The sequence below is a fragment of the Tessaracoccus terricola genome (assembly GCF_054776555.1).
The window spans coordinates 171,813-190,375 of the sequence record NZ_BAAHBS010000001.1; the positions used below are offsets into that span (position 1 = coordinate 171,813).

Annotated in this window: 19 protein-coding genes; 13 read left to right on the forward strand and 6 right to left on the reverse strand. The window is 70.7% G+C overall.

Annotation, left to right across the window (positions count from 1 at the left end; genetic code table 11):
• Nucleotides 1-73: 73 nt before the first annotated feature.
• From ACYU7G_RS00760 to ACYU7G_RS00805, 10 genes are all read left to right on the forward strand, one after another.
• Nucleotides 74-685: a M15 family metallopeptidase gene (locus ACYU7G_RS00760; protein WP_461103754.1), complete on the forward strand. Its 612-nt coding sequence runs from the start codon at nucleotides 74-76 to the stop codon at nucleotides 683-685.
• The gene (gene alr / locus ACYU7G_RS00765; RefSeq protein ID WP_461103756.1) at nucleotides 682-1,812 is read left to right on the forward strand and encodes an alanine racemase; all 1,131 of its coding nucleotides are present in this window, start codon (nucleotides 682-684) and stop codon (nucleotides 1,810-1,812) included. Before ACYU7G_RS00760 ends, alr begins: the two co-directional genes overlap by 4 nt.
• The gene (locus ACYU7G_RS00770) at nucleotides 1,809-2,801 is read left to right on the forward strand and encodes a D-alanine--D-alanine ligase family protein (protein ID WP_461103758.1); all 993 of its coding nucleotides are present in this window, start codon (nucleotides 1,809-1,811) and stop codon (nucleotides 2,799-2,801) included. Before alr ends, ACYU7G_RS00770 begins: the two co-directional genes overlap by 4 nt.
• Complete coding sequence (locus tag ACYU7G_RS00775; RefSeq protein ID WP_461103760.1) at nucleotides 2,798-3,814, forward strand: acyltransferase family protein; 1,017 nt, start codon at nucleotides 2,798-2,800, stop codon at nucleotides 3,812-3,814. Before ACYU7G_RS00770 ends, ACYU7G_RS00775 begins: the two co-directional genes overlap by 4 nt.
• A complete protein-coding gene (locus ACYU7G_RS00780) occupies nucleotides 3,811-5,118 on the forward strand; it encodes a sensor histidine kinase (RefSeq protein WP_461103762.1) in 1,308 nt (435 codons plus the stop codon). The genes ACYU7G_RS00775 and ACYU7G_RS00780 overlap by 4 nt, the downstream gene beginning before the upstream one ends.
• Nucleotides 5,115-5,786 carry a response regulator gene (locus tag ACYU7G_RS00785; protein WP_461103764.1) on the forward strand — a complete coding sequence of 224 codons (672 nt, stop codon included), beginning with the start codon at nucleotides 5,115-5,117 and terminating at the stop codon, nucleotides 5,784-5,786. Before ACYU7G_RS00780 ends, ACYU7G_RS00785 begins: the two co-directional genes overlap by 4 nt.
• A gap of 69 nt (nucleotides 5,787-5,855) precedes the next feature.
• Entirely contained in the window at nucleotides 5,856-6,443 is a 588-nt protein-coding gene (locus ACYU7G_RS00790; protein WP_461103766.1) for a TetR/AcrR family transcriptional regulator, read from the forward strand.
• Entirely contained in the window at nucleotides 6,436-7,059 is a 624-nt protein-coding gene (locus tag ACYU7G_RS00795; RefSeq protein WP_461103768.1) for an MBL fold metallo-hydrolase, read from the forward strand. The genes ACYU7G_RS00790 and ACYU7G_RS00795 overlap by 8 nt, the downstream gene beginning before the upstream one ends.
• Nucleotides 7,060-7,139: 80 nt before the next feature.
• Nucleotides 7,140-8,129 carry a UDP-glucose 4-epimerase GalE gene (gene galE, locus ACYU7G_RS00800; RefSeq protein ID WP_461103770.1) on the forward strand — a complete coding sequence of 330 codons (990 nt, stop codon included), beginning with the start codon at nucleotides 7,140-7,142 and terminating at the stop codon, nucleotides 8,127-8,129.
• Between the two features lie 134 nt (nucleotides 8,130-8,263).
• Nucleotides 8,264-8,899 carry a hypothetical protein gene (locus ACYU7G_RS00805; protein WP_461103772.1) on the forward strand — a complete coding sequence of 212 codons (636 nt, stop codon included), beginning with the start codon at nucleotides 8,264-8,266 and terminating at the stop codon, nucleotides 8,897-8,899.
• Between the two features lie 93 nt (nucleotides 8,900-8,992).
• On the opposite strand, the gene ACYU7G_RS00810 is transcribed toward ACYU7G_RS00805, so the two are convergent.
• Nucleotides 8,993-9,118 (reverse strand): hypothetical protein, encoded by a 126-nt coding sequence (locus ACYU7G_RS00810; RefSeq protein WP_461103774.1) that lies wholly within the window; start codon nucleotides 9,116-9,118, stop codon nucleotides 8,993-8,995.
• Between the two features lie 127 nt (nucleotides 9,119-9,245).
• Here ACYU7G_RS00810 and ACYU7G_RS00815 point away from each other — a divergent pair, with 127 nt between their 5' ends.
• Entirely contained in the window at nucleotides 9,246-10,442 is a 1,197-nt protein-coding gene (locus tag ACYU7G_RS00815; protein ID WP_461103776.1) for a sensor histidine kinase, read from the forward strand.
• An 11-nt stretch (nucleotides 10,443-10,453) separates the two neighbouring features.
• A complete protein-coding gene (locus tag ACYU7G_RS00820) occupies nucleotides 10,454-11,107 on the forward strand; it encodes a response regulator (protein WP_461103778.1) in 654 nt (217 codons plus the stop codon).
• Between the two features lie 144 nt (nucleotides 11,108-11,251).
• Here ACYU7G_RS00820 and ACYU7G_RS00825 read toward each other — a convergent pair whose 3' ends face one another.
• Both ACYU7G_RS00825 and ACYU7G_RS00830 read right to left on the reverse strand, forming a co-directional pair.
• Complete coding sequence (locus tag ACYU7G_RS00825) at nucleotides 11,252-12,577, reverse strand: MFS transporter (protein WP_461103780.1); 1,326 nt, start codon at nucleotides 12,575-12,577, stop codon at nucleotides 11,252-11,254.
• A gap of 5 nt (nucleotides 12,578-12,582) precedes the next feature.
• Entirely contained in the window at nucleotides 12,583-13,770 is a 1,188-nt protein-coding gene (locus tag ACYU7G_RS00830) for a TerC family protein (RefSeq protein ID WP_461103782.1), read from the reverse strand.
• A gap of 203 nt (nucleotides 13,771-13,973) precedes the next feature.
• Here ACYU7G_RS00830 and ACYU7G_RS00835 point away from each other — a divergent pair, with 203 nt between their 5' ends.
• Entirely contained in the window at nucleotides 13,974-15,899 is a 1,926-nt protein-coding gene (locus ACYU7G_RS00835; RefSeq protein ID WP_461103784.1) for a penicillin-binding transpeptidase domain-containing protein, read from the forward strand.
• Nucleotides 15,900-15,909: 10 nt separating this feature from the next.
• Here the strand turns inward: ACYU7G_RS00835 and ACYU7G_RS00840 are convergent, their stop codons facing one another.
• From ACYU7G_RS00840 to ACYU7G_RS00850, 3 genes are all read right to left on the reverse strand, one after another.
• Complete coding sequence (locus ACYU7G_RS00840; protein ID WP_461103786.1) at nucleotides 15,910-17,178, reverse strand: peptidoglycan DD-metalloendopeptidase family protein; 1,269 nt, start codon at nucleotides 17,176-17,178, stop codon at nucleotides 15,910-15,912.
• Nucleotides 17,179-17,334: 156 nt separating this feature from the next.
• On the reverse strand, nucleotides 17,335-18,249 hold the full coding sequence (locus tag ACYU7G_RS00845) for a rhomboid family intramembrane serine protease (protein WP_461103788.1): 915 nt from the start codon (nucleotides 18,247-18,249) through the stop codon (nucleotides 17,335-17,337).
• 41 nt (nucleotides 18,250-18,290) lie between these two features.
• A complete protein-coding gene (locus tag ACYU7G_RS00850; RefSeq protein ID WP_461103790.1) occupies nucleotides 18,291-18,494 on the reverse strand; it encodes a hypothetical protein in 204 nt (67 codons plus the stop codon).
• Nucleotides 18,495-18,563: the final 69 nt, after the last annotated feature.

Genomic DNA, 18,563 nt, shown 5'->3' on the forward strand with positions numbered 1-18,563 from the left:
TCGGTACCTGGGAACAGCCGGGCGGTACCGCAGGTGGAGGTTTCCCGGGGCCGCGCCCGGAAAGCTCGTTGCCATGACGATTCTCCTCTCCGACCCGCGCGTGGCCGAGGTGCCGGTCCGCGACGACGGCAGCCACCTGGTCCCGCTCGACTTCGCACCGCACGTCCTGGTCCGGGGCGCGCTGGCCGAACGGCTGGCCAGGGCCCGAACGCACCTGCCCGCCGGCACGGACCTGCTGGTGGTCGAGGGCCATCGCAGCCGCAGCGACCAGCAAGCCATCATCGACGCCTACTCCTCGGAGCTGCGCCTCCTCCACCCCGGCGCCGACGCCGTCGAGATCCGCCGCCTCTCGAGCCGCTTCGTCGCGCCGATCGAGGTGGCCCCGCACGTGGCCGGCGCGGCCGTGGACCTCACCCTGGTGGACGCCCACGGCCGGGAACTCGACATGGGCACCCCGATCGACGCGACCCCGGAGCAGAGCGCGGGCGCCTGCTGGTTCGACGCGCAAGTCAGCGCGGAGGCCCGACGCAACCGGACCGTCCTGGCCGACGCCCTCCGCCGCGAGGGGCTCGTCAACTACCCGACGGAGTGGTGGCACTGGTCCTACGGCGACAGGTACTGGGCCCTCAGCCACGGGGCACCCTGCGCCCTGTTCGGCCCGGTCGACGCCGCGTTGGTCGCATGAGCGCCCTCGCCATCCCGCCGGCCCCTGCTCCGGCGGCACGTCCCAGGCTGGAGATCGACCCGTCGGCGGTGGCCGCGAACACCCGCCTGTTCGCCCGGCGGGCGGGGGACGCGGCGCTGATGGCCGTGGTGAAGGCCGACGGGTTCGGCCACGGCATCGTCGAGATGGCCCGCGTCGCGCTCGCCAACGGCGCCCGCTGGCTTGGCGTCACTTCGCTGGCCGAGGCGCTCCGGTTGCGGGAGTCCGGGATCGGGGCCCCGATCCTGAGCTGGCTCAACCCCGTCGACCTCGACGTCCACGCGGCCGTCCGCTACCGCGTGGACGTCGGCATCCCGAGTCTCCAGCACCTGGCCCGCGTGACCTCCCAGCGCCCGACGCGCCCACTACGGGTCCACCTGCACCTGGACACCGGCATGGCGCGCGACGGGGCCGCCCCGACCGACTGGGCAGCACTGTTCGAACGCGCGCGTCGCGCAGAACTCGACGGCCACCTCGAGGTGGTTGCCGTCATGGGACACCTGCCCTGTGCCGACCAGCCCGGCCATCCGAGCACCCGGGCGGGCCTCCGCGCGCTGCTGGCAGGCGTCGCGCTGGCGGAGGCCGCGGGTCTGCGGCCGACGCTGCGCCACCTCGCCGCCACCGCCGCCACGCTGACCGACGACAGCACCCACCTGGACCTCGTCCGCGTGGGCGCCGGGCTGGTGGGCATCGACCCCTCCGGCACCACCCGGCTCGCGCAAGCGATCCGCCTGAGCGCACCCGTCGTGCAGGTGCGCGCGCTGCCCGCGGGCACGGGCATCGGCTACGGACACACCGACGTCACTGACGGCGCGACCAACGTCGGTCTGCTGCCGGTGGGCTACGCCGACGGCCTCCCGCGGACGGCCTCCGGCGTCGCGGAGGTCTGGATCGACGGCCGCCGCTGCCGGGTGCGGGGACGGATCTCAATGGACCAGACCGTCGTCGACCTGGGCGGGGCACCCGTGCCGCCGGGGACCACGGCGGTGGTCTTCGGACCCGGACACGACGCTGAACCGACCATCGACGACTGGGCCCGCTGGAGCGGCACGCTGCCGCACGAGATCGTCACCGGCCTGGGCACGAGACTGGAGAGGCAGTACCTGTGAGCACACGAACGAGGGTCGCCGTGATCGGCGGCGGCCAGAACTGCGAGCACGAGGTGTCCCTGTCGTCCGCGGCCGCCGTCGCCGCCGCGTTGGACGCGCGACGCCACGAGGTGATCGCGCTGACCATCCGCCCCGACGGGCGCTGGGCGGGCGACGACGGGGTGCCGCTGGGCGCGACGACGGCCGCGAGCCTCGCGGTGGCGGTGCGGGTCCTGGGGAGCTGCGACGTCGTGCTGCCGGTGGTGCACGGCCGCCTCGGCGAGGACGGGACCCTGACGGGCCTGTGTGCGCTGGCGGGCGTCCCGTGCGCCGGCTCCCCGCTCGGCGCGGGCGCCCTCGCCATGGACAAGTGGGCCACGAAGCTGGCGGCCGAGGCCGTGGGCGTGACGACGGCCAGGGGCCGGGTCGTCACCGCAGCGGAGGCACCCACCGTCGAGTTCCACCACCCCGTGGTGGTGAAGCCCGTCTCTGCCGGTTCCAGCCACGGGGTCTCGCTGGCCCGCACCGCCGCCGAACTGCGCGGGGCACTGGCGGAGGCTCTCGCACTCGACGACCGCGTCCTCGTGGAGGAGGTGGTCCACGGCCGCGAGGTCGACCTGGCCGTCGCGGAGCTCCCGGGCGGTGACCTGCGGATCAGCCCGCCCCTGGAGGTCCTCGTCGACGGCGGCCTGTTCGACACCGACACCAAGTACGACGGCTCCGCCCGCTTCCTCGTGCCCGCGCCCCTCACCGTGGCAGAGCTGGGGCAGCTGCGCGCGGCGACGGAGCGGGTCTACCGGGCGCTGGGGTGCCGGGGGATCGCACGGGTGGACTTCTTCCTCACCCCGTCCGGACCCGTGCTGAACGAGGTCAACACCATGCCGGGGATGACCGGCGAGTCGCAGGTGCCGCGGATGTTCGCTGCCGACGGCTGGGGCTACCCGGCCCTGCTCGACACGTGGATCGAGGCCACGCTGGCGGCGTCCCCGGCCCGCGCGCGGGCAGCGTGAGCGGCGGGTCGGGGCGGGTCGCGGGCTGGGACGTGCTGCGCGGGATCGCCATCGCGCTGGTGATGGCCCGCCACGCCTTCCCGGACCAGTTCCCCGGGGCGGGGGTGGTGGGGGTGGTGATGTTCTTCTCGCTCAGCGGATACCTGATCACCGGGGTGCTGCAGCGGGAACTGGAGCGTGACGGGCGCGTCCGGCTGGGTCGGTTCTACTGGCGTAGGGCGGCCCGACTGCTGCCGCCGCTGGTGGCTATGGTGGCGGTCTTCGCCCTCGTCACCCTCACCCTCGACCCGCTCGACGAGCGCGGCCTCCTCCTGGCGTCGGTGCTGGTGATGCTGACCTTCACCGCCAACCTCCCGATCGCCGACGCCAGTCCGGCCGCCTTCCACACGTGGACGCTGGCAACCGAGGAGCAGTTCTACCTGCTGTGGCCCTCGACGCTGCTACTGGCGCACCGGCTGCGTCGGTTGCGGACGGTGATGGTGGTGCTCACCGTGCTGCTGCTGGGCGTCTGTGTGGCCACGCTGTGGCGGCTCTCGCCGCACCTGGACCTGGCCTACCCGCTGCCGACGTCGTGGGCGGTGTGCTTCGTCATCGGCGCGGCCGCGCGGCTGTACCTGCAGCCGTGGCGGCCGCCGACGCAACTCGTCCCCGTCCTGCTGGTGCTCCTGGGCGCGATGGCCCTGGCCCCGCTCCGTGGCCACTTCTGGACCTACCTGGTGGCGGGACCTGTGGTGGCGGCCGCGGCCGCGGTGCTGATGCTCGCCTGGCGGGACTGGCGCGACGTGGGGACCCGTCCCGCGGTGCGAGGACTGGCGGCGCTGGGCGTCGTGTCCTACGGCGCCTACCTGTGGAACTACCCGTTCACGATGTGGCTCCGGCCCCACCTGGGCGGGTGGGCCGGGCCCGTCGCCGCCGCGATGACGCTCGCGGCCGCGGCGCTGAGCTGGCACCTGGTCGAGAAGCCCGTGCAGCGGCGCGTTCGCCAAAGGCCCCGGGTGGATGCACCATTGTGACCGTGCAACCAGCCCGCCGCTACCTCCCAGACCTGGCGCTCGCGCTGCTGGTGCTGCTTGTCGGGGTGCTCGAGGTGGCGGCGCGACGCTACGGCGCACCGACCCTGCTGGAGGTGGTCACCCGGGGTCGGGGGCTGACCGGGTGGGACGCGAGCCGCTTCGACGTCCTCGGCCTGGGCGACCTGCTGCGGGCCCTCGGGTTCGGCGTCAGCGTCACGGGGCTGTTCCTGGCGGTGGCCGCAGCGGCCGCCTGCGCCCTGGCGCGGCACCACGGCGGCGCTGCGCTGGCGGTGGTCTGGCTCAGCGGTGCGGTGCAGTTGGTCCTGGGCGGCGACATCGTCGTGGCCCAGCTGTCCATCGTCTACGTGACGTTCGCGCTGGCCTGCTGGGGAGGCCCCGCAGTGCTGGTGGCCAGTGCGGTCTCCGTGCCCGTCGGGGCACTGTTCGTCAGCACCCACGCGCTGGACAAGATGGGCGTCGGGCCGGACTTCCTCCCCTGGCGGGACGCGTGGTCCGACCTGGTGCAGTCCTACCTGCTGGCCGCCCCGATGGTGATGCTCATCCTGGGCGTGCCGTGGCTCGTCGGGCTGGCCATGCGGGCCACGCGCAGGGCACGGGTCTCCCAGCAGGCGCGCCTCGAGGCCGAGGCGGAGGCCGCACGCTCGGACGAGATCGCAGCCCTCAGGGCGCAGCAGGCCCGGCTCGCGCACGACGTGCACGACGTCGTCGGCCACTCCCTCGCCGTGATCCTGGCGCAGGCCGAGTCGGCCCAGTTCCTCGACCCGGCCGAGCAGGACCGGATCCGGGACACGCTGGCGAACATCGCGGCGACGTCGCGGCAGTCCCTCAGCGACGTCCGCACCGTGCTGGCCGGCGCCGACGAGCGGAGCGACACCACGGCCGGGGTCCGCACCGAACTCAACGACCTCGTCGAAGGGGTGCGCGCCTCCGGCAGCGCCGTCGAGCTGTCGGTCGTCGGGCAACCCAGGCCGCTGCCGCCGGAGCTGCAGATGGTGGCCTACCGGACGTTGCAGGAGATGCTCACCAACGCCCTGAAGCACGGCCGACGCGGGGAGCCGGTGGAGGTCGAGCAGCGCTGGGGCGCAGAGCTGCACCTGCGGGTGGCCAATCACGTCGTGGGCGCGCCCGCCCATGGAGACGGGCCCGGGCTCGGACAGCTCGGGATGGCCCGCCGGGTGGAGTCGGTGGGCGGCAGACTGGCCTTCGGCAAGGACACCGTCGACGGGGAGGAGCGCTACGTGGCCCAGGCGTGGCTCCCCGTCCGAGCAGCGAGGACTCCATGAGCACACAGCCACCGATCCGCGTCCTGCTCGTCGACGACCAGGAACTGTTCCGCAGCGGCGTGGCGATCATGGTCGACGCGCAACCGGACCTGGCGGTGGTGGGCCAGGCCGCCGACGGGCGGGAGGCCATCCGCGCGGTCGACGAGCTGGAGCCGGACGTTGTGCTGATGGACCTGCGGATGCCGGAGCTCGACGGCGTGGCCGCCACCCGCGAGCTCTTCGCACCGGCCAGGGTGGCGCGGCGCCGTCGGCCCCTGCGCGTCGTGGTGCTGACCACCTTCGACCTCGACGAGCGCGCCGCCGCCGCGATCCGCTACGGGGCCAGCGGTTTCCTCCTGAAGGACACCACCCCCGCGATGCTGTGCGACGCGATCCGCACCGTCCACCGCGGCAATGCGGTGCTGGCGCCGGGCGACCTGGCGACCCTGCTCGACGGCGAGTACCGGCAGCGCACCCCCCTGCCGCCGGAGTTCGCGCAGCTGACGGCCAAGGAGCTCGAGGTGCTCTCCGCCGTCGCCCGCGGGCTGAGCAACACCGAGATCGCCGCGCAGATCTTCATCAGCGAGTCCACCACCAAGACCCATGTCGGGTCCATCCTGCGCAAGCTCCGGCTGCGGGACCGGGTCCAGATCGCCGTGTTCGCGCACGAGCACGGCCTGGTGCGCTGACCCGGGCCAACGCACCACGGCCCGGGCTGCGTCGCTAAGCTGAGCGGAAACCAGCAGCAAGGAATGCCGATGAGCGAAACCACCCCGCGCCGTGTGGCCACCCGCCAGCGACTCGTGGAGGCCGCCATCCGCGAGTTCGCCGCCAGGGGCGTGGACGGCACCAGCGTGGAGCAGCTGTGCGAGGCCGCAGGTTTCACGCGCGGGGCGTTCTACTCCAACTTCGCCACCAAGGACGACCTGTGCGTCGCCGTGCTGGAGCACCACCGCGACGAGGTGATGGCCGGACTGGAGAAGGCCTTCTCCGACCAGCCGGAGGCAGTCAGCCTCGAATGGGCCACCGGCACCGCGCTGTCCACCTTCTTCAAGATCATCGCGCCCAGCGAGGAGTTCCGGATCACGCTGGTGGAGATCCGGCTACGGGCGCTGCGCTCCCCCGAGCTGGCAGCCCGAGCCGAGGACCTGGCCGCGGAGATCAGGCCGGAGCTGATGGCCTTCATGTCGCAGATCGCAAGCCGGCTGCGCCTGCGCTTCCGGATGCCCCTGGACGACCTGATGGCCGTGTTCGAGGCCATCTACTTCCAAGGGCCTGCGGACGCCGAGCGCCTGATCGGCCCCGTAGCCATCGCACTCGCCGAACCAGAGGAGAACCATGGCTGAGATCCAGCACCTCGTGACCGCAGGGAACCACGACCCGGCCGGCCCGCCGGAACACCAGAACAACGTCTGGCTCGTCGGGGACGCCGACGAGGTCCTGGTGATCGACCCGGCGCACGACGCCGCCGCAGTCGCCGAGGCCGTCGGGGGCCGACGCGTGGTTGCCGTCCTACTCACCCACGGCCACTGGGACCACGTCCGCGCCGCCGTCGAGTTCGCATCCCTGACAGGCGGGGCGCCCATCCATCTAGGCCGGGCCGATGAGTTCCTGTGGGCCGCCGAGCACGGCACCACCCCCTTCGAGGCCCTCACCGACGGCGCAACCTTCGGCGTCGCCGGCACCACCCTGACCGCCGTCGCCACCCCGGGCCACACGCCCGGCTCGACGTGCTTCGTCGCACCGGACCTGGGCTGCGTGTTCTCCGGCGACACCCTCTTCGAGGGCGGCCCCGGCGCCACCCGCTGGGACTACTCCAGCTTTGAGCAGATCCTGGCCTCCATCGAGGAGCGGCTGTTCGTGCTGCCGGACCAGACGGCGGTCCACACCGGCCACGGACCGTCGGCGACAATCGGCGCCGAGCGCCCACACCTGGAGGAGTGGCGCGCACGCGGCCGGTGACCGTTTCCAGATCCGGCTGCGGCGCCGGGACCGAGCGGTCATAGGATGGAAGCTCTGAGGAATTCTCTCGAGAGGACACCATGAAGGTACTGATCACCGGCGGCGCAGGATACATCGGCAGCACCGTCGCATCGGCGTGTGAGGACAGCGGCCACGAGGTGGTGATCCTCGACGACTTCTCCACCGGCCGCCGCGAGTTCATCGGCGAGCGCCCCCTGTACGAGGGAGACATCGCCGACGCCGCCCTGCTGGACCGGATCTTCTCCGAGCACCAGATAGACGCCGTGGTGCACTGCGCCGCGAAGATCATCGTCCCCGAGTCCGTGTCCGACCCGCTGGGCTACTACGAGAACAACGTCTCCAAGACCGTCACCCTCCTGGAGGGCCTGCAGCGCAACGGCGTGGGCCGATTCCTGTTCAGCTCCTCGGCCTCCATCTACGCCCCCGACGAGAACTTCGTCGTGACGGAGGAGTCGCCGTTGCAGCCCGGCTCCCCCTACGCGCGCACCAAGTACATGGTGGAGATGGTGCTGGAGGACTTCACCAAGGCCTCCGACGTGCGGGTGCTCAGCCTGCGCTACTTCAACCCCATCGGCACGGACCCGAAGCTGCGCTCCGGCCAGCAGCTCGAACAGCCCAGCCACGTGCTGGCGAAGCTGCTGGAGGCCTGGGTGAACAAGGAGACCTTCACGGTCACCGGGGTGGACTGGCCCACCCGCGACGGCTCCGGCATCCGCGACTTCATCCACGTCTGGGACCTGGCCCGCGCCCACGTCGCTGCCCTCGAGGGCTTCGACAAGGCCACCTCCGAGGGTCCCTACCAGGTGTTCAACATCGGCACCGGCAACGGCGTCACCGTCAAGGAGCTCGCCGCCTCCTTCGAGGAGATCTCCGGCGACCCGCTGCAGGTCCGGTTCGGGGACCCACGCCCCGGGGACGTCGCCGGCGTCTACACCGTCAGCTCCAAGGCCCACGACGTGCTGGGCTGGAAGGCCGAACTCAGCGAGACCGACGCCGTGCGCGACGCCATCGCGTGGCTGCCGGTGCGCAAGGAGATGCTGGGCTACTGACGCCGCAGCACGCCCCGATTCAGGGCCCCGGTCGGATCTCCGGCCGGGGCCCCTGCGTTGACTTGGGGCTTCGCACCACTGACCCCGTTCGGGGTTAACATTCGGACGTTTTGCACGATTGAAAGGTTCTCAACTTGTCCCAAGTCTCCACCCGCTCCGGCGCTGCCTTCGCACTACTGGCCGCCGGGCTGCTCTCCCTCACCGCCTGCGCCAAGCCCCTCGACGTGACGGTCCCGGAGACGCTCGTCGATCCCGGCACCACCGTCGCCCTCGGCGAGACTGTGCGCGTCCCCGGCTCCGCCTACGAGGTCAGGGACGACGGCCGCTACGTGGCCCAGTCCGAGGTCGGCCTCACCGTCGCGGAGGTGAAGTACGAGGACGAGGGCTGGTTCAAGGAACTCAACAACCCGGAGGACTTCGCCGGCTACACCCCCGTCCTGGTCTCCACCCAGGCCAACATCCCCGCGGACAGCGAGTTCGAGTCCCCGTCGGCGGCCAGCCCCTACGGTGTCCTCGACAACGGCGAGTACACCGAGTACCTCAGCCTCGACGGGTTCAAGAGCAGCGCCGAGTTCTGCTGGGGCAGCAACTACGGAGCCAGTTCCGCGGAACACAAGATGGACTGCACCGTGCTGCTGGTGCCCGAGGGTGCGGCGCTCGCGTCGCTCGAGTGGGACGGGCAGTCCGTGAACGGCGGCCTGGTCGCCGACGACCCGGCCGCCGCCTACATCGAGAACCCGCTCACGTTCGAACTCCCGGCCGCGGAGTGAACGCGGCGCGGTGACACCACCGCGCCCGCCGAGCAGACGAAGAGCCGTCCGCGTCCCCGAGGGGAGCGGACGGCTCTGTCGTGTGCGGGATGATCAGATCTGGTCGGTTGCCTCGGCCCACAGTTCCCGACGCTGCTTGGCGTGGTGACGATCCACCAGGCCCGACGCCGCGCAGGCTGCGGCCACCATCGTGAGTACCCAGAAGAACTTTCGAACCATGCCCCGAAATCTACCCGCCCGCCGGTGCCGTTGGCATGGGGGGTCACCCTGCCGTAGACCTGAGTCACCCCTGAACCAACCCAAAGTCTGACGGATCGGGCCGCGCCGTCGGCCTAAGCTGACGTGCATGATGGGAGCCGGGCTGTCGAGTGACCGCCGTCGACTGCTGACCGATTCTCTGGCGGCACTCGCGGCGCTGCTCGTCCTCGTCGCACCCCTGCCCCTGGTGGACACCTCCCCGACGATGTGGGTGGCGGTGGGCTGGTCCGCACTGATGGTGGCCAGCCTCGTGCTGCGTCGGGTGGCACCCCTGTTCGCCGTCGCGGTCTGCGCACTCGCCGGGGTTGGGATGGTGGCCCAGTTGCACTCCCCCACCCCCGCCGTCGTGGTGGTGCTGATGATCATCTACTCCGTCGCCCGTACCGTGTCCGCCACTGTCTCGCTGGTCCTGGTCCCGGTGTTCGTCGCCGCCTCCATCGCCGGCCCCCTGTCCTGGCTGGGCAACGTCGAGGAGGGCGAGCGATTCGTCTCCGGTTCCCTGCTGGTGTGCCTGTGCCTGACGCTGTGCGCACTGGCCTACCTGCTCGGCCGGCGGGGCCAGGAGAAGGCCCGCTACGAGCGGCTGGAGCGCGAGCTCACCGAGGAGCGCTTCGTCACCGACGCCCAGAAGCTGCAGCAGGCCTCGGAACTGACCACCGAGCGGGTCCGCAACGAGGTGGCGCGGGAGCTGCACGACGTCGTCGCGCACTCGCTGTCGGTGATCGTGGTGCAGTCCGAGGGCGCCAAGGCCATGCTCAACAAGCGGCCGGAGGCGGCTGCCGAGGCCCTGGACGTGATCGCACGGACCGGCCGGTCCTCGATCGGTGAGATGCGCCACATCGTGTCCCTGCTGCGCGGCGTCGAGGGCGCCGCCTTCGGTCCCAGCCCTGGTCTGGAGGACATCGCGGAGATGGTGACCAAGGCCGGTGACCGGATCGAGCTCGAGGTGCCCGAGACCCTGCCGCTGGTACCGGAGTCGCTGGGCCTGACGGCGTTCCGGATCGTGCAGGAGAGCGTCACCAACTTCCTCAAGCACGCCGGCGCGACGGCGCGGGCCACCGTCGCCGTCGAGGCCAGCGCCGAGGAGTTGCGGATCCGTGTCACCGACGACGGGATCGGCGCCCAGGCGGGCGGCGACGGCGCGGGTTCGGGCCTGCGCGGGATGCAGGAACGCGTGAACGCGATGAGCGGTACGTTCAGGGCGGGCCCGCGCACCGGCGGCGGGTTCGCCGTCACCGCGACACTTCCGATGCCGTCCCAGCTGGGGCGCGGCTGGCTCAGATGAAGGGAAACCAGATGATCAAGGTGTTGCTCGCCGACGACCAGTCCCTGGTCCGCAGCGGACTGCGGATGATGGTGGACTCCACCGATGACATGGAGTGCGTCGGGGAGGCCGCAGACGGCGCCGAGGCCGTGGCGATGGTGCGCTCCCGGGCGGTGGACGTGGTGCTGATGGACATCCGGATGCCCAACATGGACGGCACCGAGGCCACGCGGCGGATCGCCGAGCTGGACGTCGACACCAAGGTGCTGGTGCTGACCACCTTCGACCTCGACGAGTACGTGTTCGCCGCCCTGCGCAACGGGGCGTCGGGGTTCCTGCTGAAGGACGCCCTGCCCGACGAGCTGCTGGGCGCAATCCGGGTGGTGGCCGCCGGCGGGGCCATCGTCGCCCCCACCGCCACGCGTCGCCTGCTGGACCACGTCGCGCCGCGGTTGCCGTCGGGCCAGGAGCGCTCCGACGACAAGCTCGCGGCCCTCACCGAGCGCGAGCGGGAGGTGCTCGTCGAGGTGTCCCGCGGCGCCAACAACACCGAGATCGGGCAGCGGCTGTACATGGCCGAGGGCACCGTCAAGACCCACATCGGACGCCTGCTGAGCAAGCTGCAGGCGCGGGATCGGGTGGGGCTGGTACTTGTCGCGCACGAGTGCGGCCTGCTGGACGACTGACCCGCACCGGGCCCGCCGACCCGACACGCCGAACGGATCGGCCGGAAGGGGCACCGGTGCCCCTTCCGCCGATTTTTGTCGGCGTGTCGGGTCGGCGAGCGGGCGGGCCGAGGGGCAGGCGGTCCGGGCGGGCGGGCGACCGCGTCAGGCGCGGGTGAGGTCCTCAGTGCCCTTCTCGAAGGCGGCGGCCCCGAGCATCCTCGACACGACGCCGAACGCCACCGCCAGCGCCAGCCAGACGGCCCCCAGCACGGCGAAGGCGGCCATGGACAGCCCCGTCGGCGGCAGCAGGACGGCGACGACAACGGCGGCCAGCACGAAGGCACCGTTGAACAGCATGTCGTAGAACACGAACACCCGGCCCTTGAACTCCTCGTCGACGTGGGCCTGCACGAGGGTGTCGACGCAGATCTTGAGCGACTGCGCGGCCAGTCCGACGAAGAACGAGATCACGAACAGCGTCCACTTGCCGCCGGCGAAGGCGGGCACCAGTTGCGCCACGCCACCGATCAGGATCACCACCACGGCGGTGCGACGCAGCCCCAGCCGTCGGGCGAGGAGCGGGACGAACGGGGTGGCGAGGATGAAGCCGGCGCCGGTGATCAACCCCCACAGGGTCAGGTCCGCCAGTGCGGCGGTGGTGTCGCCCACGTGGTAGGAGTTCCGCAGCGCGAGGATGACGATCACGCTGAGCACGCCGAACAACAGCCGCGAGCAGAACATGCTCGCCAGGCCCAGCCCTGCCGGGCCGCGGGTGCGGAGGTGCCCCCACGCCCGGACGAGCCCGTCGAGCACCTCGCGGGCAGTGGTGCGGGGCAGGCCCGGCTCCGGGCCCAGGGCGTCACGAGCGAACCGGCGCGAGACCAGCACGGAGCAGCCGAACCCGAGTGCGGCCACCCAGAACACGACGGCGTCGGCCTGGTGGGCGGGCAGGAACGGTCCCAGCCCGGCACGGGCGGCGAACCCGAGCGCGGCGCCGATGACGACGCCGAGCGGGCCCACCGTCGGCAGGATCGACGACGCGGACAGGTACTCGTCGTCCTCGACGGTGTACTGCATGCCGGCGCTCAGCCCGGCCAGCATGAACCGGTTGATGCTCATGGCCACCAGCAGCGCGCCGAACAGCACCACCTGCCAGCCGCCGTCGGTCAGGTTGGCCGCGATGATGGCCCCGATCACGACGGCCAGGGCGCAGCGCACCGTGTCCGAGATGACGGTCACCTGCCGCCTGGACCAGCGGTCCAGGTAGGTGGACACGAACGGCCCGATCACCGTGAACGGGAGCAGCGTGAGCGCCAGCACCCCGGCGATCGCCCACGCGTCCGGCTGGCTCTGCGGGGAGAACAGGATGTAGGAGGCCATCCCGACCTGCAGGGTGCCGTCGGCCGCCTGGCTGAGCACGCGCACCGTCAGGAGACGACGGAACGCCTGGTGTCGCCAGAGCCGCTTGAGCGCGGGACCGATCGCCAACGCCGCTACTTGTCCCTGGAGGACAGGTGCAGTTCCTCGACCTTCTCCATGGTCCAGGGCAGGCCCGCCTCGTCGGCCAGCTGCCGTGCCTTGGGCGAGTCCATCGAGCGCAGCTTGGCCAGCTTGTCCTGGATCTGCTCGTACTGTTTGACGCGCTCGTCACCGTCGGAGTGGTACTCGGTGTGCAGGTAGGCGTGGGCCGCCCGGTCCAGCGAACCCACGGCGCTCGCGATCCGGCCCGTGGGGCTGACCAGCGAGGCGACGACGGTGACGGTGAGGATGACCACGATCACGGTCAGGGAGACCGGGATGCTGGGGTGCCACACGTCGACGTTCTCGCCGCCGTTGATGAAGGACAGCTGGTTGCTGACGAGGGCCTCCAGGACCAGCTTCACGCCGATGAAGGCGAGGATGCCCGCCAGCCCGTACTTGAGGTAGACGAGGCGGTCCAGCAGGCCGTCGATCAGGAAGTACAGCTGGCGCAGGCCCATCAGGGAGAACGCCGTCGCGGTGAACACGATGTAGACGTTGGTGGTGACGCCGTAGATGGCGGGCACGGAGTCCAGCGCGAACAGCAGGTCCGTGCCGCCGATGGCGATCATGACGAGCAGCATCGGGGTGAGGACGCGCTTTCCGTTCTCGATGGTGAACAGCTTGTCGCCGTCGTAGTGGTCCGAGGTGCGCAGGTGCTTCTTCGCGAACCTGATGATGAAGTTGTTGGCGTCGTCGTGGTCCTCCTTCTCCGGGCCGAGCATGCGCCCGGCCGTGATGATCAGGAACAGGCCGAAGATGTAGAACGCCCAGGACCAGGTCTCGATGATGGCCTTGCCGGCGAGGATGAAGGCCGTGCGTGCGAACAGCGCGAACACGATGCCGAACAGCAGGACCTTCTGCTGGTCCTCCCGGGGCACGGCGAACGAGCCGATGATCACCAGGAACACGAACAGGTTGTCGACGCTGAGCGCCTTCTCGATCAGGTAACCCGTGAAGTACTCACCGCCCATCTGCGCGCCGCCGAAGATGAGCACTAGGATGCCGAAGACGATGGCGACGCCGACGTAGATGGAGGACCAGATGGCGGCCTCCCTCAGCGTCGGGATGTGGGCCTTCCGGACGTGGAAGAAGAAGTCGAATGCGAGGAGGGCCGCGATCACGACGATCGTGAGGACCCAGACCCAAGGTGCAACGGACAACGTGCGACAACTCCCTACAGGTTGGAGAAAGAAGGCGCAGATCCGTGAACGTCACCTGCGCCGTAATCAAGAGTAACCCGGAAACCAAAGTGCCCGGAACCCCGTTGCCCGTAGTTGCCGCACCGCCCGGGCGCGCCTGCCGGAGGCACCCCTGGCCCGGCGGGTACCCTCGAGATGAACGTGCTTGTGGCAAGGGAGGACCCATGGGACGACGACGACTGGCTGCCATCGCGCTGTCCCTCGGGATGGTGCTCACCGGCGCGTGCACGCCCTTCGCGGAGCAGCCGAACGAGTCCGCCCCACCCACCGCCGCGGCCACCACGCCGCCGGTGGACCTGCCGGCCGCCGACGCCGTCGTCGCGGACCTCGTCGACGCGCTCAACGCCTTCGACCTGACGACGCTGCCCCTGGCTGACCCGGAGCAGGCGCAGGCGGACCTGGAGGCGATCTTCGCCGGCATGGACGACATCCACCCCACCGTCACCGCGGGCCCGGTGGAGTACGAGGCCGAGGCCGGCACCGCCGTCGCCACCCTCGAGCACAGCTACGACGTCGGCGTGGAGGGCTGGACCTTCTCCACGACGGTGCCGCTCGAGTTCGCCGATGACCAGTGGCAGGTCACCTGGTCCCCGCAGATCATCCACTCCAGACTCACCTCGGACTCCCGGATGCGGCACACCCGCAGCCTCCCCAAGCGCGCGCCGATCAACGACAACGAGGGTCTGGCGCTGGTCGAGGAGCGCACCCTCTACCAAGTGGGACTGGACAAGAGCCGCGTGGTGGAGGCCGAGTGGGAGACCGCCGCCGCGGACCTGGCCCGGCTGGTGGAGATCGACCAGGCCGCCTACGTCGCCAAGGTGCTGGCCGGCGGCCCCAAGCAGTTCGTGGTGGCCCGCACCATGTCCCAGGAGGAGATCAGCCCGGACATCGGCAAGGTCCCCGGCGGGATGGCCCTGGCCACCACGGCCAACGTCGCCCCCAGCTCCACCTTCGCCATCAGCATCCTCGGCAGGACCGGCAAGCCCAACGCCGAACAGGTGGCCGAGTCCGACGGCGAGATCTGGCCCCAGGACATCATCGGCCTGAGCGGGCTGCAGGCCCGCTACCAGGAGCGGCTGCGCGGCGTGCCCGAGGTGCGGATCGACCTCGTGGGCCGAAACACCGAGGCTGACCCCAACGCCGCCGAGGAGTTCGAGGAGCAGAACCTGTTCGACCAGGCCTCCAGCGTCGGGGAACCGCTCGAGCTCAGCCTGGACCGGGACCTGCAGACCAAGGCCGAGGAGGTGCTCAGCACCCAGCCGGGACTGGCAACGATCGTGGTGGTGCGCCCCAGCGACGGCGCCCTCCTGGTGGCGGCCAACTCACCCGCCGCGGGCGAGTACCCACAGGCCACCTTCGGCAAGTTCGCCCCCGGGTCCACCTTCAAGGTGGTCTCCGCGCTGGCGATGCTGCGCAAGGGCTACACCCCGTCGTCGACGGTGGAGTGCCCCGCCTCGCTGAACGTGTCCGGCCACAGCTTCAGCAACTACTCCGACTACCCCGGCAACATGGTGGGCACCATCACCCTCACCCAGGCGCTGGCGCACTCCTGCAACACCACCTTCGCCGCCGCCGCGGCGTCGATCACGCCCGACGAGCTGCACGCGGCCGCCGCGAGCCTCGGGGTGGGCACCGACTACGACGCCGGCTTCACCTCCAACTTCGGCACGGTGCAGCCCAACAACAGCGCCATCGACAGGGCCGCCAGCATGATCGGGCAGGGCCAGATCACGATGTCCCCGCTCGGGATGGCCTCGGTGGCGGCGAGCGTCGCCAGCGGCAAGACCACCATCCCGTGGGTGGTGGCCGGCACCCAGGCGGAGTCCACCGCCACTCCCCTGACAGCGGAGGAGACCGCCGCCCTGCAGGAGATGATGACCGCCGTGGTCACCGACGGCCCCGGCCGGTCACTGGCCCCCATCATGACCGGCGCCAAGACCGGCACCGCCGAGTGGGGTCCCGTGGGCGAGTACAAGCACCACGGCTGGATGATCTCCTGGAACCAGAACTACGCCATCGCCGCCTTCGTCGAGGACGGCGTCTCCGGCTCCACCTCGGCCGCACCGCTGATCACGGCCCTTTTCGAGTAGGACGGGGGCCTCAGGCCTCGACGGCCGCCTCGACATCGGCGCTGGGCGCGGCGGTGGGTTCCGGCGTCACGGACGCGGCGGGCTCTGGCGAGGCCGATGCAGCGGGCTCGGAGCTGGCGGTGGCGTCGGGCTCGGGCGCGACGGTGGCGGCCGCGGCCGCGGCGGCGTTGCTGCCGCCGACGGTGAAGTGGACGATGTTGTTGAACACCCACTGGTTCTTGGCGGTCACCTCGAACAGGCCCCACTTGTTCTTGGTGGCGGCGTAGGTGGTGGCCAGGATGTAGCTGCGGCAGCCGTTGCGGCCGGTGCGTTCGGTGTCGCACTCGGTGCGCCAGGAGCGGCCGTCGGCGGTCCACTCGGCGGTGTGGCCCAGCGGGTTCTCGCTCCAGGCCTTGCGCGCAAGGGGCTTGTAGGTGAGGTTGTTGAACGCCCAGCCCTCCACCATCTCGTACCCGTTGGCGCCGTGGATCACCTGGGTGGCCCAGATGTCGGTGAAGCAGCGCTCGGTCTGGGAGTAGGGCTCGCAGTCGGTGGCCCAGGCACGCCCGCCGACGGTGTGACGGCCCTCGGTGACGTACATCAGTTCCGCGGTGATGGTGTCCTCGTCGGCGATGACGGGACGCTCCTCGGAGCGGCTCGGCCCCTCGATGCCCCGGTCCTTGAGGTTGGCAGGGTTCACGATGTTGTTGACCAGGCTGGGGACGGCGAGGCAGGCGCGCTGCGCGTCGGCGACGACCACGCCGTCGGAGTCCCGGCTCCAGAAGCCGCAGTAGCTGCGCCCGGTGCTGTGGATGGTGTAGCCGCCGAGGGAGAGGCCGTCGATGGCCACCTCCTCGCCGTGCCGCATCAGGGTGAGGTGGACGTGGCGGAAGCTGCCGCGGCCGCAGGTCTCGGAGCCGGGCATGGCGCTCATGCCCACCTTCTGGCCGGCCACCACCTGGGCGCCGTCGAGGCCGGACGGGATGCCGCGCAGGTGGTAGTACTGCGTCTGCCAGCCGTCGGCGTGGGTGATGGTGACGCTGCACCCGGGCTTGACCGAGGCGACGCCGTCGGCGACGGCGGTCACGGGGATGCTGGCGCCGTTCAGGGCGCCGAGGTCCACGGAGCTACGGACGCCGGAGGCGTGGGTGTGGGTGCCGCCCGCCTGGACGGTGGCGCCCCAGGACACGGGCAGGGCCATCGGGAAGTCGGGAAGTTCGGCCGCGTGCGCCTGCTGCGGCAGCATTCCGGCCAGTGTCGCGACGACGGCAGCGAGCGTCGCGGTGATGAGGATTCGCATTCGACGCACAGCGGCACGCCCCCCTTGGATAGCTCGTGGTTCCCGTGAAAACAGGACGAGCCTACGTGAACACCCTGAGAATTCACAATGAAACCTCAGAAATCTCCCTGATTTCTCCAGTCAGGTGCGGTATGGGGCCTCGCCCCCTGAGAGGTCTCAGCCTCCCAACAGGAGGCCGCGCACCACGCACGCGGCCAGCGCCACCACGCCGACGGCAGCCACCAGCACCCACTGCCATGGCTTGCGCTGCTGCTTGGGCAGGTACATCAGCACCAGCGCCGTCAGCAGGCCCCCGACGAAACCGCCGAGATGACCCTGCCAGGAGATGTAGGACGAGCCGACGACGGTGATGACGACGTTGGCGCCGAGCCACATCAGGATGGTCTGGTAGTTGCCCTTGTGCTTGTGGGCCACCAGCAGGATGGCGGCCATCATGCCGAACACGGCACCCGATGCACCCAGTGTGGCGACGTGCGGGTCCGAGAACCACATCACGAAGGCAGAAGCCATCAGTGCGGAGGCGAAGTAGACGGCCAGGAACCGGGCGCGGCCGAAGACGCGCTCCAACTGCGGGCCCAGCACCCACAGCGCCAGCATGTTGAAGCCGATGTGCAGCGGCTCGGAGTGCGTGAACGCGTTGGTGATGAGTTGCCACCACGATCCGGTGGCGACGCCGTCGACCCACGTGTAGCCCGCTGCCAGGCACTGCTCCGGCCCGCCGGGCAGGTAGCGCCCGCCGTCGACGATGCAGATGCCCTGCGCCCTGATGGCAAGGGCGTCGACGAGCCTGCCGAGCGAGCCGCCCATGAGCATCACACCCACCCAGACCAGGGCGTTGAGGGCGATCAGCACGATGGACGTGATCCGCGGGTCCTTGCTGCGCTTGCCACCGTAGGGCAGCACCAGTTGGCGGGTCTGCTTCTGGCCGATGGCGACGCACTCGGGGCACTGGAACCCGACGGCGCCGGGGATCATGCACTGGGGGCAGATGGGGCGGTTGCAGCGCTGGCAGACGATGCGCGTGGGCACGTCCGGGTGGCGGTAGCAGACGGGCTGCACGGCGGATTCCATGCGGGCAAGCGTACCGGTGCAGGCCAGTCCCAACCCCGCCGCTATTCGGGTGGGCTCTGCTTGTCGCGCCTCCCTCTACGCCATACCTCGGCTGAGGCGTAACAGGCACTGAAGACGACGCAGTAGACCAGACCTGTGGGCAGCAGCAGGCTCAACGGTCTGGTCTCCACGCCCAACAGCGAGAGCACGCCGGAGATCAGTGTCATGCCAACAGCCAGCACCAGAGCGGCACCGACAAAGCTCACCAGCCACGTTCGGAGTCGCGATGGTGAGTTCAGGTTCTTCACGGCGACCACACTTCAGGACGCTCTCGC